This window comes from Candidatus Megaera polyxenophila, from assembly GCF_029982035.1.
Taxonomy (GTDB): Bacteria; Pseudomonadota; Alphaproteobacteria; order Rickettsiales; family Rickettsiaceae; genus Megaera; species Megaera polyxenophila.
The window spans coordinates 866,630-885,645 of sequence record NZ_CP104166.1 but is presented as its reverse complement, the minus strand read 5'-3'; the positions used below and the strand labels follow the sequence as shown (position 1 = coordinate 885,645).

Below are 19,016 nucleotides of genomic sequence, written 5' to 3'. Positions count from 1 at the left end.
TCGCTTATCAAGCTAAAGCTCATTCTAGCCTAATATTTGAAGTAAAGTCGGTCTCATGAGCGTCAGTGTGTTTGTTGATATATTCGTTAATCATATCATCTGTAACATTACCGCTAGTTGAACTGAAGTATCCTCTGCCCCATAAATGTCTACCCCAGTATTTCTTTTTTAGTATCGGAAATTCTTCCTGTATTCTTTTAGATGATCTTCCCTTAGCTTTCTGAACAAATTCACTAATTTTAATATGCGGAGGAATATTTGCAAATATATGGACATGGTCGCTTGATACAACGCCATTTTCTATCTTTATACTCATTTCCTCAGCTACCTGTAACACTAGTTCCCGAACACGTTTTTTTATGTCGTAAGTAAGTACCTTATAGCGATATTTCGTTATCCATACTATATGATAACGATGATAAAAAACTGAATGTGATCTTTTGTTATAGTAAGTCATAGACTTATGATGCTACCGCATCATGGCGCATTAGACAAGCTAAAGCTTTTCCATCTGGAAGATGGAGGTTTTCACCACCAAAGGGACTATAAAATCAAGTAATAGATCATAAGCATTATCTCCCTTGAACAGGTTTCTCATTTCTTCAGTGATTTCCTTCTGATCAGCTTTGTTGCTATCTTTTAAATGTCCGATATCATCTAGCAGCTTTTTCTCGGCTTTATTTGGCAATAAAGCCTTAAGGTTTGCAATTTCAAGATCCAGCGCCCTGATTTGAGCAGCTAGTTCGCCGCTACCTAAATTTGCCTGTAATTCTGCTCTCATGCTATCCTCATTTATGTATTTTGTTAAATTCACTCCAAGCTTTTCAAGATTTGCCTTAATGCCTTTTATTGCGTCACCTCTGATGAACTCCGCCCATAAACTCGTGCTTTTGATATCACCTAGCATCTCAGGAGATTCACCGATTGCTTTTGCCAGCATCAACGGCTTATCCGTCTCTTTTAGCAACTGCTGGAATCTTGTTAAAACGTCTCTCCCTTTATTCTTGTATATTTTTTCAAGAAAATGCGGTAATTCCTCATTTCTGAACTTTTCAATTACCCGCAGCTGCTCCAGTTCATCAGCATGCTTTGCTTTTATTTCGGCATGTAATAACTTCTTCTCATCCAATTCCTCTTGATGGCCGGCGCAAATACGTAAAATTTCTCCATGGGCTTCCATGACTATTGCTACTGTATTAGAATCAATTGCACTCTCCTCCTGACAGGTAAGTTCTACTACCTCCATTATCCTGCTAAAGTACAGGTTATTGATAATGGTACCGTTCTTATCAATTGAGGCAAAATAATGTTTGACTTCCTCAAGTCCTGCATGTTTGCGAACTGTTTCATAATTTATTTGCAACTGGGTTATTAATTTACCCATAACAACTTCCTGCCGGTAATCTGCTCTCTTACCAAGCCTACTATCTTCAATCTGCTTTCTTAGTTCTTCGAGGTCCGGTTCTAACATCCGGCGTTTTTCATCTAGAATAGCTAGTCTGCTTTTAGCTATATTAGTTACTTGCGGGCATAATGGTGTTTTAAGAACCGGTAAATCCTTGATATATAAGCCAAGTACAGCTGTATCATAATGCTCCGCGCTAAAACCGTCCGGGAATTCTGATCCGGGACTCGTGCTAATATGCTTTTTCTGCGATATCATCCACTCTTCTTTAATTAGCTCCTCCTCTTTCAGTAAAGCACCCGTTATGGCAGTCATTTTCTCTTCCGGATCATCCCTGATAAATCCATGATAATAATCAACAATTACTCTCGCCTTGCTTTGTCTTTCCTTCCTTGCTCCCTCTAACTCTTTCAGGGCCTTAGTAATTTCCCTGTATTTTCCACCGAGTATTGCTGATTTACTTTTTTGCAGGATAATGCCGGCAAGTAAATGCTTGTCCTCATCATCATTTAAAATATTACTGCCCTCGGCATACTCTTTAAAATACCGTTCTTTCTGTAACTTGATATTATAAAGCCTTTTTAGCTCCTTTGCCGATTCCGGTTTCTCCTGTTCGTTTTTTAATTGACTGATTCTGTCTCTATTATCATGTAAATGCTTTGCTTTAAATGCCTTTTCTGCTCTGATTATTCCAAAACCTGTCAGATTGAATTTTGTTACTTTAATGCCAAAACTAGCAAATGCTTCATAAGAGAGTTGTTTTTCTATTGCCGGTTTTTTTAAATACGAATCAAGCTCTTCTATTACCTTTTGAACAGCTATTACCCTTTGTCTTGCATCAAGGTACCTGCGCATGCCTCCGAGGTTACCCGTAAGTAACCTACAATCCGCCGCAGCCTGCTTGCTGAGGCTTTCGTCAATTACTGCGATTTTATTAGCAACGCTAACAATTTTTTCTTCATACTTCCTGATCTGGCTTCTTGCTTTAGCTAAAAATGATATATCCTTTTTACTTAAGAGCGAGCGGATGATCAGATTTTTATCCATCTCATCCAAAGCATCCCATTTTATCTTTTCTTTATTATTTTTGCCTGAATTGAGTTTTAACGATGTCAGGTGCTTATTGATTTTATTTGTTAAATCCTTTGAGGACTTGAACTTCTTACCGGTGCTCTCACTAAAATATCTATAATCATCAACTACGCCCGCTATTGCTAAAGGATCAATTATTACTTCGCCCGGCTTTAAGATAAAATCTTCCTGCAAGGCAATTTCAAGTAAACTCAAACTTTTCAGTTCCTTTGCCAGCTCTTCAGCACCCTTGCTATCAGTGGCAATTTGCTGATTATTTTCAAGTATCGGTGTTTCCTTATCTTCTCTCCAGCGGTTTAGATCATCATATAACTTATTTAATTTAGCCTGATTACCTGCAATATTTTCCCGGTAAGCTTCTCTCTGTCTATGATCTTTTTCATAGGAGGCGTAATCTGTTGCAAAGTTTAAATCCGTCCTTCTTGAGATTAACAACCTTAGGCCTACCTTCCAAAGAGGAACATCTACCGGTTCCCATTTATCCTCTACTTTCTGATACTTATAGGCATAAGCCGCAAACTCTTCTTTTACCTTGCTTATATCCAAATCCCGAGTACCGTATACGACATTTTCCAGCGTCTCTTTATCAAGATATATAAAGCAGTCTTCCTTATGCCTTGATACGCCGACGTTAAATGGTTCATAGCCGCTATGCCTGCTAGCGCTATAGAAAAAATACTCAACGTCCGCTCCTTGCACGGCATGCCCGGTTAAAGCATATCCATGTCTGAAACTTACCGGTAATAAGTCTTCACCGGTTTTTATCTCAACTACTTTATAACTATTCCTTCCTTGCCTGATTCTTGCTTTGAACCGGCCAACACCATTCTCATCGACTTCACCAAGTTCCGTTATGATACCGAGTTCATTGTTTCTAACCCCGCCATAACCTTCAAACTCGGGTTTATTGCTCTTAAAGATGATCTTGTCACCAAGGCATAACTCAACCATGTTTTTTGGCAACTCCGGTTCTTCCTGATCCTCTAGACTTGTTGCTGCGCAAGTATATAAACGCCCTTCTCCCTTGATTATACCTGCATTCTTAAGAGACTTACGTACCATACCGTTTAAATTGGCTACTTCTGCGTTGGTAAACGCTGCAATTGCCGTATTACTCAAGGCAATCAGATCTCCTTTCTCTTTAGAGAGATTAATTACGAAAGAGCTGTAATCATCTGCCAGGGCCCGTTGTTTTTGCTCTTCATTATCAAAAATCCTTAACATCTCAAGTCGTTCATATATGGAGATGGCTTTGGCAATCTCGTAGCGGCCCATGGCCTTTGTTGCCTCCTTATGCATCTCTCTTACATATTCATCCCGGTTCTGATGACGGTTATTTTCCATTAAAACCGTTCTACCGGCTATATCACCGGTTTTTGACAAACCGCCTTTATAACCTATTGCAGGATTCTGATTATTATCACCGATCTTTATTACCTTCCCGCCGCACTCTCTAATTTCATTGGTAAAATAATCAAGAGTAGGAAGATCCACCATTGATGCTTCATCAATTATCAGTATGGTTTTTGGCGGTAATATTACCCGGCCGCTACTGTACTGTTCTTCTTTGTAATAATCAGTTCTAATATTTAATCCGGCTTTATTACCGCCTTTGGCTTCCTGCCATATTTGTCTGAGCTTTGTCGTATTTTCCACCTCTGCTATCCCGGCCTTGGCCAAGAGTTCTGCTGAAGCCTTGTTAGTCGGCGCAGTGCCGATAACAGTATAACCGGCTTTCCTGTAATGACGGACTATCTCACGTATTACTGTTGTCTTACCGCTTCCCGGCCATCCTTCAAGAACACTGATATTGCTACCTGCTAGAATATCAATAATTGCCTGCTTCTGCTCTCCGGAAAACTCAACTCCTCTAGCTACTTTTGCAATATCTTTTTCCTTGATACTTATGACATGGGTTTCTTTTGCAGCTAATTCCCTGACATTTTCTTCAAACCTCTTCTCCAGTTCTACCCGATCGAGCCTCGCAAATAACATCCGACCTTTTAGATCACACGGATTGACCAGGTTCAGTTTATTAGAGGCAACAACTATATTATACATTGACAGTAATTCCTCTTTAGACCATAACTCCATGGATTCCTTCTCTTTAACAATGTCCGGATTAATTCCTGCAATTAAAGCTTTATGCAAGGCTTTTTCTATATCATCACCTGAAAATACCGGCTTATCTATTGATAACCGGTCAATAACAATAGTCGGATCTGCTATTATCCTTGAGGCATTTTCAAGAGCTATTTCCTGATTCTGTTTCCTTAACTCGGTACTCCCTCTCCATCTGGCGAAACCTTCATGTACACCCGGAATAATATCAAGTCCGCGCTCGGCATGTGATAAGTGGGATATTCTTGATTCATGACCGTGCATCTCCAGATGATGATTGATAATAGTAGCAACTTCCGCTCGAATGGCTTTTAAAACTGATAGAGTCTTCCATGTTAAGTTCACTTTACCCCAGCAGAACCGGCCGTCATTATCAACCTCCAAATCCCGTGTGACCGTCATGACGTGAACGTGTGGATTTTCGGGATTATCCAGATGAATGTTATAATCTGCTACCATTCCTCTTGCTACTAATGAGCTTCTGATAAAATCCTCTACCAGCTCCTTGTTCTGCTCTGCCGTTAATTCTATCGGTAACGCTATTGTATATTCACGGGCTAAACGGCTATCTACTCTGCTGCCCGCATTCTCGATTGACTGCCATAGTTGTTGCCGATCAAACACCCATTCCGGTGCACCATCAGGTGCCATTATTCCGCTAATAATGCTACCTGATTTATGCCTGTAATCGAAAACAAGGCCTATTACTTCACGGGTATTTTCATTTAACAGATGATACTTTTCATGATAACAGGTACTTAGTTTTTCTCTGACTCTGGCGCTCATATTGCTAAATGATAGCTCCATTCTACTTCCGCTGCGATAAGCTGCAGCAGATACGGCACTTCTATTGTTACCTCTTGATATTGATGAAGGACGAGCGTACATTATCGCCATAATAAGCTAACCTCTGTAACAGTTTCGTCTACCATAAAAACCACTTCCGATCTCTATCTTTAGAGCGCAGCCGTTCAAATTTATTTGAATGGCGTATTGCGCATTATCATGAATTCCAAATTTTTACTTTATTACTCTCTGATCTAACAGTCAATCATTTTTACCTTTTTATGTTCCTGCAGGGGTAATTTATAGGGGGCAAAAAGCCCCCTTTAATACACCCCCTTACACCTAAAAAAAGACTGCTGGTTTTTTATATTTGTAAAAACGTTCATCACTTTCGTGATTTAAAAATACTCCTAAAGAATTTTTAAAGTGAAAGTAATGATTCCGGTAAACAGGGTTACAAAGTGTCTAATATGTATTTGAAGATGCTGATTATCAGAAGCAAAGCTTCGGGAAGTTTGACCAATAGAGATTTTAATTGATCCTTGTTTCCGGAAGCTTTTGAAATTTTATAATTGGAAGAATTGCAGTGACAAGGTTGAAAACTGCAGTAACGATGTAAATGAACTTTTTAAGATCTTTTAACCTGCTATTTTTAAATCGGAACGCTTTTTTATTTCTTTTAATATTCTGCTTTCTTTACCGTAATAATACTCAAAATACTTAACGCCCTGTTTGGCAAAATTCGAATTTGCATCGTATGAATCATCCGCTAGTAACTGATAAGCTTCAAGTTTGTAGGTCATATCCATCCCGCAACCGCCAAAAGATAACAACTCATAATCTTCTTCCGATGTGATGAGTCTAAAAGGTATTAGATGACATAAGTGTGCTACTTCTTCGTTGTAAACACGAGGAGCGTAAACCCAATTATACATTAAAGCATCATCAATAATCGTGTTTCTTACTGTCCCCAGCATCTCTTCTTCATCATTGTCAAAGTCTGCAACGTCGTAATTTTCTTTTGCCTCTTCCTGAATTATAAAATCAGGTATAATAATATCGTGGTAACCGTCCCATAGTTTTTCTTGCAAATTAAACTGCGGCAAATAATAGTCTTTATAAAAGGGTTCAATATGTATGCCTGAGAATACCCGTCTTAATTTAATCATTTTTTTACTCCGTTTTTATTGTTTTTTGTTTTAACTTTTCCTTATAACCAATCTGCACAACACCCACACCCAACACAATTTTGATGGGGATCTTCTTCTTCCATCACCGCTCTAATCCTTTCCCAGACTTGATTAATTGCCACCGCACCTTTTTCAGTCATATCAATCCCCTCAAGGACAACTAATTCAATAGTAGCATTCTGCTTAATAGCTTCGACCAAGGCAACAATTCCTTCTTCGCCAATCTTATTATGGGAAAGGTTAATGAACCTTACTGTGGTGTTTTGCTTAATAGCCTCTGCAAGGGCTATAGCTCCCTTATCTGCTATATTATGATTTTGAATAGCAAGTTGTTCCAATGTAGTGTTTTGCTTCAGGATTTCTGCAAGTGCTATCGCTCCGGCATCCCCTAGTATACTATGTGGAAGAAATCCTGTTCTGTTATCAACACCTGTAGCTATTTCTGTTAAATGTTGTGTCAGCAATTCAATTTGGTATTCATTGTTGTCCTTATCAGTAGTAGCAATGCTGATTTGATTGATATAGTTCATTATTTCCCGTTGTGTTTGTGTGTTCATTTTTTTATCTCCTTTATTTAATTACCTTATACTTATATTATATATAGAATATTTAAGAACGTCAACAATAAAAAGAATATTTATATCTTTTTTTATCTTATTTTCTTACCACGCAAGAATAGTTGCCATAAAAACACACAGCTAAACATCACCCCTCTTTTTTAGTGTCTATTACTTAACTATCTTCTTAAGAGTAAATAGCCGGTTAAATGTAAAAAAGCTCCAGATGGAGCTTTTTTACTTAACCGCCGTACCACAACTTGCCCTTGAGCTACGATCTGTTCCAACTTCCCTTTCCTACTCCAACCCTTTGCGGGTTAATTTGGTGGGCGGGGGCATAATGACTTCACGGAAAGAGGCCACGACACTGTTTGCCGCATTGTTACAGCGTGCTCTAAGCTCTTACGCCCCCCTTACTTCCATTACATCTTCCCGCTCCAATCAAGCCCGGGCTCTGTTTTGCGGAGTTCCTTTGCCGCACATCCTGTTGCCCTCCCCGCTAAATCCAATCTTTTAACTTTTTTTAACCGCTTAAGGTAACAGAACTATTAATATAATAATAAATAACTAATTTTAAAATTATATTTGAATATTTTTTGTTTTATCCGGTTATTTAGTCTTTCCGTCAAAATTCTAAATTTTTGATGTAGTTTTAATAATTTTAAAAGTCAATCATCGCATTTTTATTTTTTTGGGGTATTTTTTTACCAAAAATATAAAATTTAGGTGCTATGATGGCAAAAATTCACAATTTACTCATGATTCTCTCTTGAGCAATGCTAATTGCTTAAATTATTAAGATTTTCGGAAAATTATTATGCGGTGGATTCTTTGAGAATATTAGTGATTCTACGCAAATTCAAGCCAACGGCAGAGATAAGCGGATTAACGATATCTCCAATTATTCCCTTAAGGTAGTTTCTACCCATACGACCAAAATTCTTTAGATGACCTATTATCGGTTCAATTGCACTTCTCCGCTTTTGCATCTTTTTGTCATCGGTTGATAAAGCTTTCTTGGTCTTGGCGGTAAAAACCTTGCCTTTTTCTTTGAAGTTATGGCCGGTGTAACCAAGATCTACAAAAATTTTGCTAGTCTCCGGACTTAGCTTGCGCAGCTCCGATACCGTTTGATCTAAAGTATGTCCGTCGTAGGGGTTACCGTGAAAAGATTTAACCCCAAGAATAAAGTTGCCTCGGCCGCTTACTGCAATCCCGACTTTGTTACCAAATTCGTAAGGTTTATTCATTTTACCCTTGCCGATACACTCTACCTCCGGAGCATGAAAGCTATAGACTATCTTATGCTCTTTTTTATAAATATCCTTGTCCTTTTTCTTAAGCACAGACTGGGCATGAATATTTTTAACTCTCGTAAAAATGGCGCTATCCTCAGCAGATAGTTCTAATTTTGATTTTTCTATACCTCTCCAGCATATACGGATCAACCTACCTAAGCGGACTTTTAAGCTTATCATTATTTTTCTACGTTGCCTTGCTTTACTATCTTCCTTGTACTTCCAAAGCTTGATCGTCTTATATTTAAAACTCTTGGCGTATGTCTCGTTAAGCGAAATACCAAGTCGTTTACAGAGATCTACTACTTTTGCTCTTGCGGTCTCCATTAAATGTACGTCATGTGGATGTTTGATATTCTTAATCTGTACAGTCGTATCTATAATCGCCGATTCCAAGTCTTTTTTTTTGAGTGCTCCGACCTTCAGTCCTATACGCAAAAGCTCTTTTAGAATCTCTTTATATCCTTCCTCTCCCAGAGCATTGCGGAATCTACGTATAGTCGCCTCCGATACGTCAATATCTTGTTGCATATACTCATAGCCGCAAAAATATTGCCAATATATATTTTCCTTTAATTCTTCCTCCGTAAACGAATCAGAACCGTTATACATAGCTTGCAGCATTGATAGTCCTAGCATTACTCTATGATCCTTCTTATTTCTACCGAATTGCTTGATTTCAACCTTAGCTAATGCCAGCGCTTCAAGTTCAGACCAATTTACCAAATCTCTCAGTTTATATAATTTGTTTTTGCGATTTAGTTGTATAGATAATTTTTCACCAAATAATCTTTCTTGTTTTTGAGAAAAACTAATATTTTCTATAGGCATATACTTTAAAATCCATAAGCTTTATGCGCTAATTATAACATTTTCTTATGGATTTCGTAAGCCATTTATAACATGAAACCCCTTCTAATTCAGGGGTAGAGAGTTTTGACGGAGAGACTATTTAATATATATAAGGGGTTATACTAATAGCTTTATCTTTAATCCTCCATATCCTTTAACTGTTTAGCTAGTTTTTTACATTCTGATATTACAAAGTTCATATCCTTATAGTCTTTTTTCAATACCTTGTAACAATCAGGATATTTTCTACCAGGGGCATAATCGCCGGCATAATTACAATCAAAACCAACTACATAGTTATGCCTGATATCCTTTGCGTAAGGATTTTCCAACGTTCCGGTATAAGCTACGCCTCCGTGAACGTCTATGTCGTAGAACAACTCATCCATATAAGAAAGCCAATATGCTTTGTGTGTATTGGGTATTTCCACATAACCGCATAAATGCTTGCATTCAGGATCTCTATAGATGTAATAGAAGTATCCCGTTTCTTGATCTATACAGTGTAGATAATCAGGTTCAATTTCCCATTTTTCTTTTTTGCTCATTTTATTTCTCCATTTTGTTTATAATTACATATTGTTTAGTTACTTTTTATTTACTTTTGTATATAATACTTCTCCGCTATTTTTAGCAAATTTTCGGCATAATTATACCTTCCTATAGCTGCTTTGCTAAACTGGTAATTATCTCTAATTGCCTTATACGCTCCTCTTGTTCTTCTGCTTTTTTTATATTTTCTTCCGATAGCTCCATCTTTATGAAGTCTATAAGTAATCCCTCGTAGAACAATTTTTTAGTGTAGAAATCTTGACCGTTAACAAAGTAATGGTTATAAGCCTTTAAATATATGCCATCCGTAATTACTATATCGTACGAATAAGCCGTGTCGAAATGGTCGTCATGATTAGTCGTTATCTCTAAAAAAGTATTCTTAGTATTAGCGGCAATAAAACATTCCAGGAAATCATTGTTTAAATATTTCTTTTTAAGCCGTTTCCTTAACTCTAACGTATCCTTGAATCTGGTAGCCGCTCCGGTAGGGTAGTTATCATGATGGCAGTAAATATAAATGGATGTATTCCTATAATTATCTGCATATCTTATTTGATAAGTTGCTCTTGTACTCATAATCTTTTACCCCCTTATTCTGCTGAATTATTATCAATAAGCTTTTTAATTTCTTTTACACTTCTCGTTAAAAATTGTGTCAGCGACATAATTTGATATTCCCTGTTAGTCTTATCGGTAGTAGCGATGCTGATTTGATTAATCTGGTTCATTATTTTCTGCTGTATTTGTGTGTTCATTTTTTTGTCTCCTTTATTTACCTTGTCTCTCCGTCAAAACTCTCTACCCCTGAATTAGAAGGGGTTTCATGTTATAAATGGCTTACGAAATCCATAAGAAAATGTTATAATTAGCGCATAAAGCTTATGGATTTTAAAGTATATGCCTATAGAAAATATTAGTTTTTCTCAAAAACAAGAAAGATTATTTGGTGAAAAATTATCTATACAACTAAATCGCAAAAACAAATTATATAAACTGAGAGATTTGGTAAATTGGTCTGAACTTGAAGCGCTGGCATTAGCTAAGGTTGAAATCAAGCAATTCGGTAGAAATAAGAAGGATCATAGAGTAATGCTAGGACTATCAATGCTGCAAGCTATGTATAACGGTTCTGATTCGTTTACGGAGGAAGAATTAAAGGAAAATATATATTGGCAATATTTTTGCGGCTATGAGTATATGCAACAAGATATTGACGTATCGGAGGCGACTATACGTAGATTCCGCAATGCTCTGGGAGAGGAAGGATATAAAGAGATTCTAAAAGAGCTTTTGCGTATAGGACTGAAGGTCGGAGCACTCAAAAAAAAGACTTGGAATCGGCGATTATAGATACGACTGTACAGATTAAGAATATCAAACATCCACATGACGTACATTTAATGGAGACCGCAAGAGCAAAAGTAGTAGATCTCTGTAAACGACTTGGTATTTCGCTTAACGAGACATACGCCAAGAGTTTTAAATATAAGACGATCAAGCTTTGGAAGTACAAGGAAGATAGTAAAGCAAGGCAACGTAGAAAAATAATGATAAGCTTAAAAGTCCGCTTAGGTAGGTTGATCCGTATATGCTGGAGAGGTATAGAAAAATCAAAATTAGAACTATCTGCTGAGGATAGCGCCATTTTTACGAGAGTTAAAAATATTCATGCCCAGTCTGTGCTTAAGAAAAAGGACAAGGATATTTATAAAAAAGAGCATAAGATAGTCTATAGCTTTCATGCTCCGGAGGTAGAGTGTATCGGCAAGGGTAAAATGAATAAACCTTACGAATTTGGTAACAAAGTCGGGATTGCAGTAAGCGGCCGAGGCAACTTTATTCTTGGGGTTAAATCTTTTCACGGTAACCCCTACGACGGACATACTTTAGATCAAACGGTATCGGAGCTGCGCAAGCTAAGTCCGGAGACTAGCAAAATTTTTGTAGATCTTGGTTACACCGGCCATAACTTCAAAGAAAAAGGCAAGGTTTTTACCGCCAAGACCAAGAAAGCTTTATCAACCGATGACAAAAAGATGCAAAAGCGGAGAAGTGCAATTGAACCGATAATAGGTCATCTAAAGAATTTTGGTCGTATGGGTAGAAACTACCTTAAGGGAATAATTGGAGATATCGTTAATCCGCTTATCTCTGCCGTTGGCTTGAATTTGCGTAGAATCACTAATATTCTCAAAGAATCCACCGCATAATAATTTTCCGAAAATCTTAATAATTTAAGCAATTAGCATTGCTCAAGAGAGAATCATGAGTAAATTGTGAATTTTTGCCATCATAGCACCTAAATTTTATATTTTTGGTAAAAAAATACCCCAAAAAAATAAAAATGCGATGATTGACTTTTAAAATTATTAAAACTACATCAAAAATTTAGAATTTTGACGGAAAGACTACCTTATACTTATATTATATATAGAATATTCTAAAATATCAGGCAGATTCAAGATTGAAGTGCAACACATGATAACCAACTAATTCTGTGTTAATAAAATATCACTTACATTTTATTCTAATTTATTCAAACAACAATCCATCATCTTTTTGATCATTACACTGACCTAAAGATTCCAGGCTGTAATCTTTATACTCAATTGGATTTAGTAATAAATCTAAAGCAGATACAGCATCTTGAGAAATAGAAGGAACTGGGAAATCAGCCACTTGTATATTTTCATTCAGTTCTTTTCTAACTTTCTTATGATTTCCACATTTGTCAAAAATAATAATCGACGCACTATGGTCATTTACATATTTTATAGTATAGGAATTTCAAAATTTGTAACCAGAAAAATTGTTAATCAAAACTTTGAAAATTCATTTAATAAATATGTAGTTACAAGCCACAATATTAGAAATTATCAACACTTTTACAAAAATCTCTGCCAGAATCCATCTAAAAATAGGTTCAGTTTTACAAATTATGTGGCCAAGACGTGAAAGAAGTGTTCGCCATAATGATGTTATCTAGGCGTTGATAATAATTCATTGATTCTTATTAATAACAATGGCGGAGATAAACCGTAATAAACTTGCCGCAGATTCATACATTTATTGCAATTATAGCAAAACAGAGGATCTATTTTAAAATTCAACCAAATCATTAATCTCCAACTAATGAGCTTGGTTTTCTTATGAACGATTTGATTAATTGCCTTATATACGATAGGTAATTGTACACCCCTAGTTCTATTAGATAAAAAACCGTAATACCTAATCATTCGAAAATAACGATCTGGTATATGCATAATCAGACTAGCTATGAACTGCATCACGGGCATAGTTATGCGATCAATTGTATTATTATAGTGATCAAGAAATTTAAACGTTACCTGCTTTCCGTCGTAATTTTCTATTCTTGTCTCGGAAATAGGGGTCGTTTTATATACCGCCCTAAATATTCTATGTTGCGTTTATGATCATCCGATGGTTTTTGTAAATAAACATACCAACTGATTTCGTATAAACTACTCATCCAGTTATTAAAATTCTCAGCATTTTGATATGCGGACGGCAACTTCAAATTACTTGAGATATATTGAAAGCGAAATAACTCAAGGACTCTATGTCTCCACATTTTTTTAATAGGTTCGGCAGGAAAAAATAATTTTTGCCACTTGCCTTTGCTATTTATACCGCCGCAAGTAACCGATAAATGGATATGAACATTACGTTTTAAATCTCTACCGAAAGTGTGTAAGGCAGTAAATATACCAACCACAAGATTTTTCTTTGTAGCTATCTCCTTAATAATTCCTGCTGCAATACTGGAAATCAATCCAAACAGATCACGATTGAGCCAAAATATCGGCCATAAAGAGTCCGGCATTGTAAATGTAATGTGCTGCCATCGTGTTTTTGGTAGAACATTGCTAGCCTTACTCACCCATTGATCCGTTTGTTTCTTACCACAACGAGAACAAAACCTACCTTTACAGCTGAATGCTAACGATTTATTGCGGTTACAATCACGGCAGCTATAACGTTTAAATCCTAAATATTTCGTTCCACACGATATAACTTTAGTGACGTTGAAAATAATGCCGTATCTTAGCTTGCCGTATTTTTTAGCGAAATCGAGACCAATTACCACGGTCTAGAAAAATATGTTTTATAGATATTCCTTTACCGACTATTTCCATAAATTACTTATAGTTAATGTTTTCTTACCAAGGAATCTTTCTTCCTTTGCGTTCTAAATCAAATTCTTTACAATCAGGGCAATAGTAAACAGAATTATACTTATGATTGGGAGATATTTTTCGCAACATTATCCAGAAAGCCTTGGCTATTTCCTTATCTCCTTCGGAAAAAATCTTTTTGATCCTGCTGTAAGGAATTGCTTGCTCTTTAGAAATGGCCTTAAGAGTTTTTACCGCTAATTCATTGACCAAATGCTGCTCAGAGTGCAAGTTACTCATAACTCAATTATATATTATCTTATGTATGTCTAACATTCAGTCTTTATAACTCAAGTTAAAACAAATCAAATACCAGTATTATAATCCTCCATAAATATTTATCGGTCAAGAGTATCTTCTTTTAAGCTGCCACCGATAGGTGGCTTATCTTGTTTTAGTATATAACCTAAGGTCAGCATCAATTTTTAACTCTGCAAGATTTCCTATGATTTTTATACCGTTACTTCCCTTAGTTCGAACAAAACCTTTAGTAATTGCATTTTCAAATGCCACACGATATGCAAAGTCTAGTTGCCTAATGGTGGTTTGATCAATTGTTGCCTAATGGTGGTTTGATCAATTGTTGCCCAAGTGTTACCATTTACATAATAGACTTGAGGTTGATTACTTTCAATAACGGTATTAGATGATAATACCCAGGATTCCGATTTCTCCTGGTTTTGAAAAAAGCATTGTTTTATGGAGCTTAGAACCTCTTGCTGTAACTGATCTTGTTTGAGTTGTTTATAATATGCTTTTTGTAAACTGGATTTAATTTTTCCAGAACGCCATTCCCTTAAAAATTCTTGCTCAGATAATTTAAGTACTTCCGTTTTTGTCAATGGTTGTATAGCTGGGGTTTCTAATTCTAAGGGAGGCAAGTTCAAAACTTCCTTAGGTTCTTCCTCTACTGGTTGTATTCGCATTACCTCAAGCATTTTATGAACAGGATCTACTTGCTCAAGCTTGATAATATAATCTTCTAGATTTTGATTATGATTGAGAGATAAATCAGCTAACAGATCACAAAAAAGGTTTTTCCAATGACTATGCAAGCTGCTAAGTTCCTTTGTTTCCATGTCAAGAAGGGCTTGTCCGGCCAAACCAAAATTTTCTAAAGATAAATAAATTAAGGCTTTACTAATTTGAAATAACTCATGACGAACAGCTTCCTGAAAAGAGTAACTAGAATCATTAATGGACTTTATAGCAAGTTTTATTATGTCAGTATCTTTAGATTTATGACATATCCGTGCCATTGATACTATATCTCTTCGTTCTATATAATAATTTAGTGCACCCATATCTTCTGTATGGTCTTTTCTAAAACGAGTAATTAAATTTTGGCACACTTCTCTTTTTTCTGCATCGGTTATTTCACCAATTAATCCATCTATCTCAGTTTCAAACAAGTTTTTGGGTAATATTAATGCCACTCTTACCGCTTGTAAGAAATTTCTTATTTGTATATTATCAATGTTATCTACCAAATCTATCAGTCTTGGATTGTTAAAATCCCCCGCGTTAATATACCAAACAAATTTATCAATATTGTAGTAAAAGCTATTTTTTATTGGTTCATACTGCTCTGCCTTCTCTAAAGCTTCAAGTATTTCAATACTTCCATAATCTTTATTAATCCTTTGGTTGACATGAGCATATGTAAGGTAGATTTTGTACATAGCATCATTATACCAGTCAAATGCTCTTAAATTATTGTCATTAAGTAGTATTACCAACTCTATCGCTTCTAACGACTGAGATAATGCTAAATTGCTTTGCCCGTTAGCATCATTATACCATGCTAATTTGCTTAAAATAAATAACTTGATTTCTTGACTTAATATACTTTTAGAATTATTGCTGCCTGTATAGCATTTTATAAAGTTATCAATGGTAAGTTCTTGTATAGAAACAAGGAAAAATTCAAATGCCACATTCAATAAATCAATATTATGTTCTAAACTAGAATGTGTTATTATTGAGGCAATTTCATTTTTTATTTTTTCCCAATCTTTTTGAGAATACCCGTTATTATAAAGTCCCCACCAATAAATTGCTAATATTTCTGCTGATTTTTTTGTAGTTTCAGTAAGGACATAAGAAATAGCAAAATCATTAGGAAAATCGATTATATTAAGATCTAAACCTGCAAATTCTTTAAGTATTTTTTCATAAAGTTGTTTATTGTTTAATGAGTTGCTTTGGCTCTTTATTAATATTTCTACAACTTTAAGGCTTTTGTCATTTTTACTTTTAAATACTTTAAGAGCACTTAGCTTTTCTTTTTTAGGGTGATCTGCTTCTAGATCCTTATTTAAATAAGCTAAGGCATAGTGTAGTGCTGTAAATCCTTTATCATCAACTTGAAGGATCATTGATTTATCTAATTCAGACAAAATCTGGATTAATTCAAGGTTATCCATATCAACTGCTCTATGTAGCAAATTTTTACCATCATTACGTAAAAAATTGATATCCTTGATAAGGATATTTATTGTTTCTTTATCTTTAAGAAATTTAGCCGCACATTCTATAAATTTTTCATTTCTACCTAATAGCATTCCATATGAATTTATTAAAAATTGCATAGAACGTGCAGCGTTGTTTTGAAGAACTAACGACGCTATTTTTACTACCTCGTTAGTAGATAATTCGATGTTATTTGAATCTAATATCTCTACTAACCCTTTTTGCCCGAATATTTGTTGTATTAATTGAGGATAATCAGATATTAATAAAGCATTTATAAGTTTTAGTTTAACACCGGGGTTTTCATTAAGCCTTTTATAATTTTCTTTTTGTAAAGCTTCAATTCTAGACTTAAGCAAAACCTTCGATGTCGATTCTTCTTGCCGTTTGGCTTTATATGCTTTGGTTTTTCTTTTAGACATTATTATTTAATTAATATTTAAAATAAAAGTAATAGATCAAGATTTATATTGTAATTGCTCTAAATCTTTATTAAATACTTCTAGCGGTGTCAACCATCCCAAAGATTTTCGTGGAGTAGAATTATGGTTTAAAATAATTTGCTTAAACTTGTCGTATTCTATTTCTTTCACATTTGTATCCCTAGGTAATATAATTCTGAGCCTTCCATTGCTATTTTCCACACCGCCTTTTTGCCATGAACAGTAAGGATCACAAAAATATGCTTCTAAACCTACTTCTTGATATTTTTCATGATCTGCAAACTCTCCTCCGTTATCAAGTGTTAAAGTTTTCCTAGCTGCTTTAGGGATAGAAGTCATTAAACCAAATCAACCACTTTCATCTGAGAGATGAAAGTTTGATCTTTGCGACTAGAAGTCGCTTATCAAGCTAAAGCTCATTCTAGCCTAATATTTGAAGTAAAGTCGGTCTCATGAGCGTCAGTGTGTTTGTTGATATATTCGTTAATCATATCATCTGTAACATTACCGCTAGTTGAACTGAAGTATCCTCTGCCCCATAAATGTCTACCCCAGTATTTCTTTTTTAGTATCGGAAATTCTTCCTGTATTCTTTTAGATGATCTTCCCTTAGCTTTCTGAACAAATTCACTAATTTTAATATGCGGAGGAATATTTGCAAATATATGGACATGGTCGCTTGATACAACGCCATTTTCTATCTTTATACTCATTTCCTCAGCTACCTGTAACACTAGTTCCCGAACACGTTTTTTTATGTCGTAAGTAAGTACCTTATAGCGATATTTCGTTATCCATACTATATGATAACGATGATAAAAAACTGAATGTGATCTTTTGTTATAGTAAGTCATAGACTTATGATGCTACCGCATCATGGCGCATTAGACAAGCTAAAGCTTTTCCATCTGGAAGATGGAGGTTTTCACCACCAAAGGGACTATAAAGCTTTAGTAGTAGAATCAGCTGTTTTATTTTCTAAAATTGCACCTTGTACAAACAAAGTCTTACGCTCATGTAATACCAATATATGTTGGGTATTTCTATTAAAACTCATTAAATCACCTTCCCAATGACCGGTTTCTACTTTTGTATCTGCTATTTTAGGCCTAGAATGAATAGATATTCTATTTGGAATTAGATTAACTGAAGCATGATCAGCCCATTGTAAACCTCTTTTTCTTTTGTGTCTAGCTAAAAATCTCCATAATTTGCTACCTGAGTGTATTTCGTACGGTAGGTAAATCCATTTGTAAATAGTTTCATGACTAACTGTTCCAAAATTATGTTTTTTAAGCTTTAACCAGCCTGCTATTTGTTCTGGACTCCATCTATTGTAAATTAGTTTTTGTGTGACAAATATGTTCAAATCATTGTTTCTAGTAAGTTTATTACCTCTTCTACGCCTAGCAAGAGAGTGGCAATGTGCGCTATCAGGCCAGTAATTGTTATAGGTTTTATTACGTTTGAGCTCTCTACTAATTGTTGATTTAGAACGATTCATTAATTTAGCTATTTTATTCATTGATAAACTCTCGGAATATAACTTTGCTAATTCTATTCTTTCTTCGTATTTTATCTGCGTATACTGCATTACACATTACCTAATCTTATATATTAACTTTATAACCTTTTAGGTGTTGCACTTCAATCTTGAATCTGCCTCAACCATAAAAAGAATATTTATATCTTTTTTTGTATTATTTTCTTACCACGCGAGAATAGCGGTCATAAAAACACACAGTTAAACAACACCCCTCTTTTTTAGTGTCAATTACTTTTAACTATCCCTAAAGGTGAGTAGTTGGTTAAATGGAAAAAATGCTCCATCTGGAGCTTTTTTACTTAACCTTTGTCTCACACCTTACCCTTGAGCTACGGCCTGTTTTAACTTCCCTTCCCTACTTTAAACCTTTTTGGGTTGATTTGATGGGTTACACGGTTTTTATCAGAGAAAGAAGCTAAGACACTGTTTACTGCCCTGTTACGGCATGCTCTAAGCTCTTACGCCCCCCTTACTTTCATTACATCTTCCCGTTCTAATCAATG

The 19,016-nt window shown here is 35.5% G+C and carries 17 protein-coding genes and 1 pseudogene; 2 read left to right on the top strand and 16 right to left on the bottom strand.

From position 1 onward, the window contains the following. Positions 1–19: 19 nt before the first annotated feature. The 8 genes from tnpA (N3Z16_RS04725) to N3Z16_RS04690 all read right to left on the bottom strand — a co-directional run bounded on the left by tnpA (N3Z16_RS04725) (position 20) and on the right by N3Z16_RS04690 (position 10,611). Positions 20–457, bottom strand: a complete 438-nt coding sequence (gene tnpA / locus N3Z16_RS04725; RefSeq protein ID WP_282485546.1) for an IS200/IS605 family transposase — start codon at positions 455–457, stop codon at positions 20–22. A 39-nt stretch (positions 458–496) separates the two neighbouring features. Beyond that, positions 497–5,506, bottom strand: coding sequence for a MobA/MobL family protein (locus tag N3Z16_RS04720; protein WP_282485562.1), 5,010 nt, complete (start codon positions 5,504–5,506; stop codon positions 497–499). Between the two features lie 536 nt (positions 5,507–6,042). Beyond that, a complete protein-coding gene (locus N3Z16_RS04715; RefSeq protein WP_282485561.1) occupies positions 6,043–6,573 on the bottom strand; it encodes a hypothetical protein in 531 nt (176 codons plus the stop codon). Between the two features lie 41 nt (positions 6,574–6,614). Continuing rightward, a complete protein-coding gene (locus N3Z16_RS04710) occupies positions 6,615–7,151 on the bottom strand; it encodes a leucine-rich repeat domain-containing protein (protein ID WP_282485559.1) in 537 nt (178 codons plus the stop codon). An 815-nt stretch (positions 7,152–7,966) separates the two neighbouring features. Then, positions 7,967–9,280, bottom strand: coding sequence for an IS5 family transposase (locus N3Z16_RS04705; RefSeq protein WP_282485558.1), 1,314 nt, complete (start codon positions 9,278–9,280; stop codon positions 7,967–7,969). A 158-nt stretch (positions 9,281–9,438) separates the two neighbouring features. Further along, a complete protein-coding gene (locus N3Z16_RS04700; protein ID WP_282485557.1) occupies positions 9,439–9,849 on the bottom strand; it encodes a hypothetical protein in 411 nt (136 codons plus the stop codon). Positions 9,850–9,961: 112 nt separating this feature from the next. Continuing rightward, positions 9,962–10,432 carry a hypothetical protein gene (locus N3Z16_RS04695; RefSeq protein ID WP_282485556.1) on the bottom strand — a complete coding sequence of 157 codons (471 nt, stop codon included), beginning with the start codon at positions 10,430–10,432 and terminating at the stop codon, positions 9,962–9,964. 14 nt (positions 10,433–10,446) lie between these two features. Beyond that, positions 10,447–10,611 carry a hypothetical protein gene (locus N3Z16_RS04690; protein WP_282485555.1) on the bottom strand — a complete coding sequence of 55 codons (165 nt, stop codon included), beginning with the start codon at positions 10,609–10,611 and terminating at the stop codon, positions 10,447–10,449. A 142-nt stretch (positions 10,612–10,753) separates the two neighbouring features. On the opposite strand from N3Z16_RS04690, the gene N3Z16_RS04685 reads away from it, so the two are divergent. Both N3Z16_RS04685 and N3Z16_RS04680 read left to right on the top strand, forming a co-directional pair. After that, positions 10,754–11,206, top strand: a complete 453-nt coding sequence (locus N3Z16_RS04685; protein WP_282485554.1) for a transposase — start codon at positions 10,754–10,756, stop codon at positions 11,204–11,206. After that, positions 11,188–12,066, top strand: coding sequence for a transposase (locus N3Z16_RS04680; RefSeq protein WP_282485553.1), 879 nt, complete (start codon positions 11,188–11,190; stop codon positions 12,064–12,066). Before N3Z16_RS04685 ends, N3Z16_RS04680 begins: the two co-directional genes overlap by 19 nt. Positions 12,067–12,388: 322 nt before the next feature. Here the strand turns inward: N3Z16_RS04680 and N3Z16_RS04675 are convergent, their stop codons facing one another. From N3Z16_RS04675 to N3Z16_RS04640, 8 genes and pseudogenes are all read right to left on the bottom strand, one after another. Continuing rightward, entirely contained in the window at positions 12,389–12,535 is a 147-nt protein-coding gene (locus N3Z16_RS04675) for a hypothetical protein (protein ID WP_282485552.1), read from the bottom strand. 299 nt (positions 12,536–12,834) lie between these two features. Continuing rightward, a pseudogene (locus tag N3Z16_RS04670) lies at positions 12,835–13,964 on the bottom strand (IS91 family transposase). Positions 13,965–14,037: 73 nt separating this feature from the next. Continuing rightward, complete coding sequence (locus tag N3Z16_RS04665; RefSeq protein ID WP_282485543.1) at positions 14,038–14,292, bottom strand: hypothetical protein; 255 nt, start codon at positions 14,290–14,292, stop codon at positions 14,038–14,040. A 144-nt stretch (positions 14,293–14,436) separates the two neighbouring features. Next, positions 14,437–14,565 carry a hypothetical protein gene (locus N3Z16_RS04660; RefSeq protein ID WP_282485549.1) on the bottom strand — a complete coding sequence of 43 codons (129 nt, stop codon included), beginning with the start codon at positions 14,563–14,565 and terminating at the stop codon, positions 14,437–14,439. A gap of 14 nt (positions 14,566–14,579) precedes the next feature. Further along, complete coding sequence (locus N3Z16_RS04655; RefSeq protein ID WP_282485548.1) at positions 14,580–16,946, bottom strand: ankyrin repeat domain-containing protein; 2,367 nt, start codon at positions 16,944–16,946, stop codon at positions 14,580–14,582. A 36-nt stretch (positions 16,947–16,982) separates the two neighbouring features. After that, a complete protein-coding gene (locus N3Z16_RS04650) occupies positions 16,983–17,306 on the bottom strand; it encodes an IS30 family transposase (protein WP_282485547.1) in 324 nt (107 codons plus the stop codon). 77 nt (positions 17,307–17,383) lie between these two features. Continuing rightward, complete coding sequence (gene tnpA / locus N3Z16_RS04645; RefSeq protein WP_282485546.1) at positions 17,384–17,821, bottom strand: IS200/IS605 family transposase; 438 nt, start codon at positions 17,819–17,821, stop codon at positions 17,384–17,386. Positions 17,822–17,907: 86 nt separating this feature from the next. Further along, positions 17,908–18,561, bottom strand: coding sequence for an IS30 family transposase (locus tag N3Z16_RS04640; RefSeq protein ID WP_282485545.1), 654 nt, complete (start codon positions 18,559–18,561; stop codon positions 17,908–17,910). Positions 18,562–19,016: the final 455 nt, after the last annotated feature.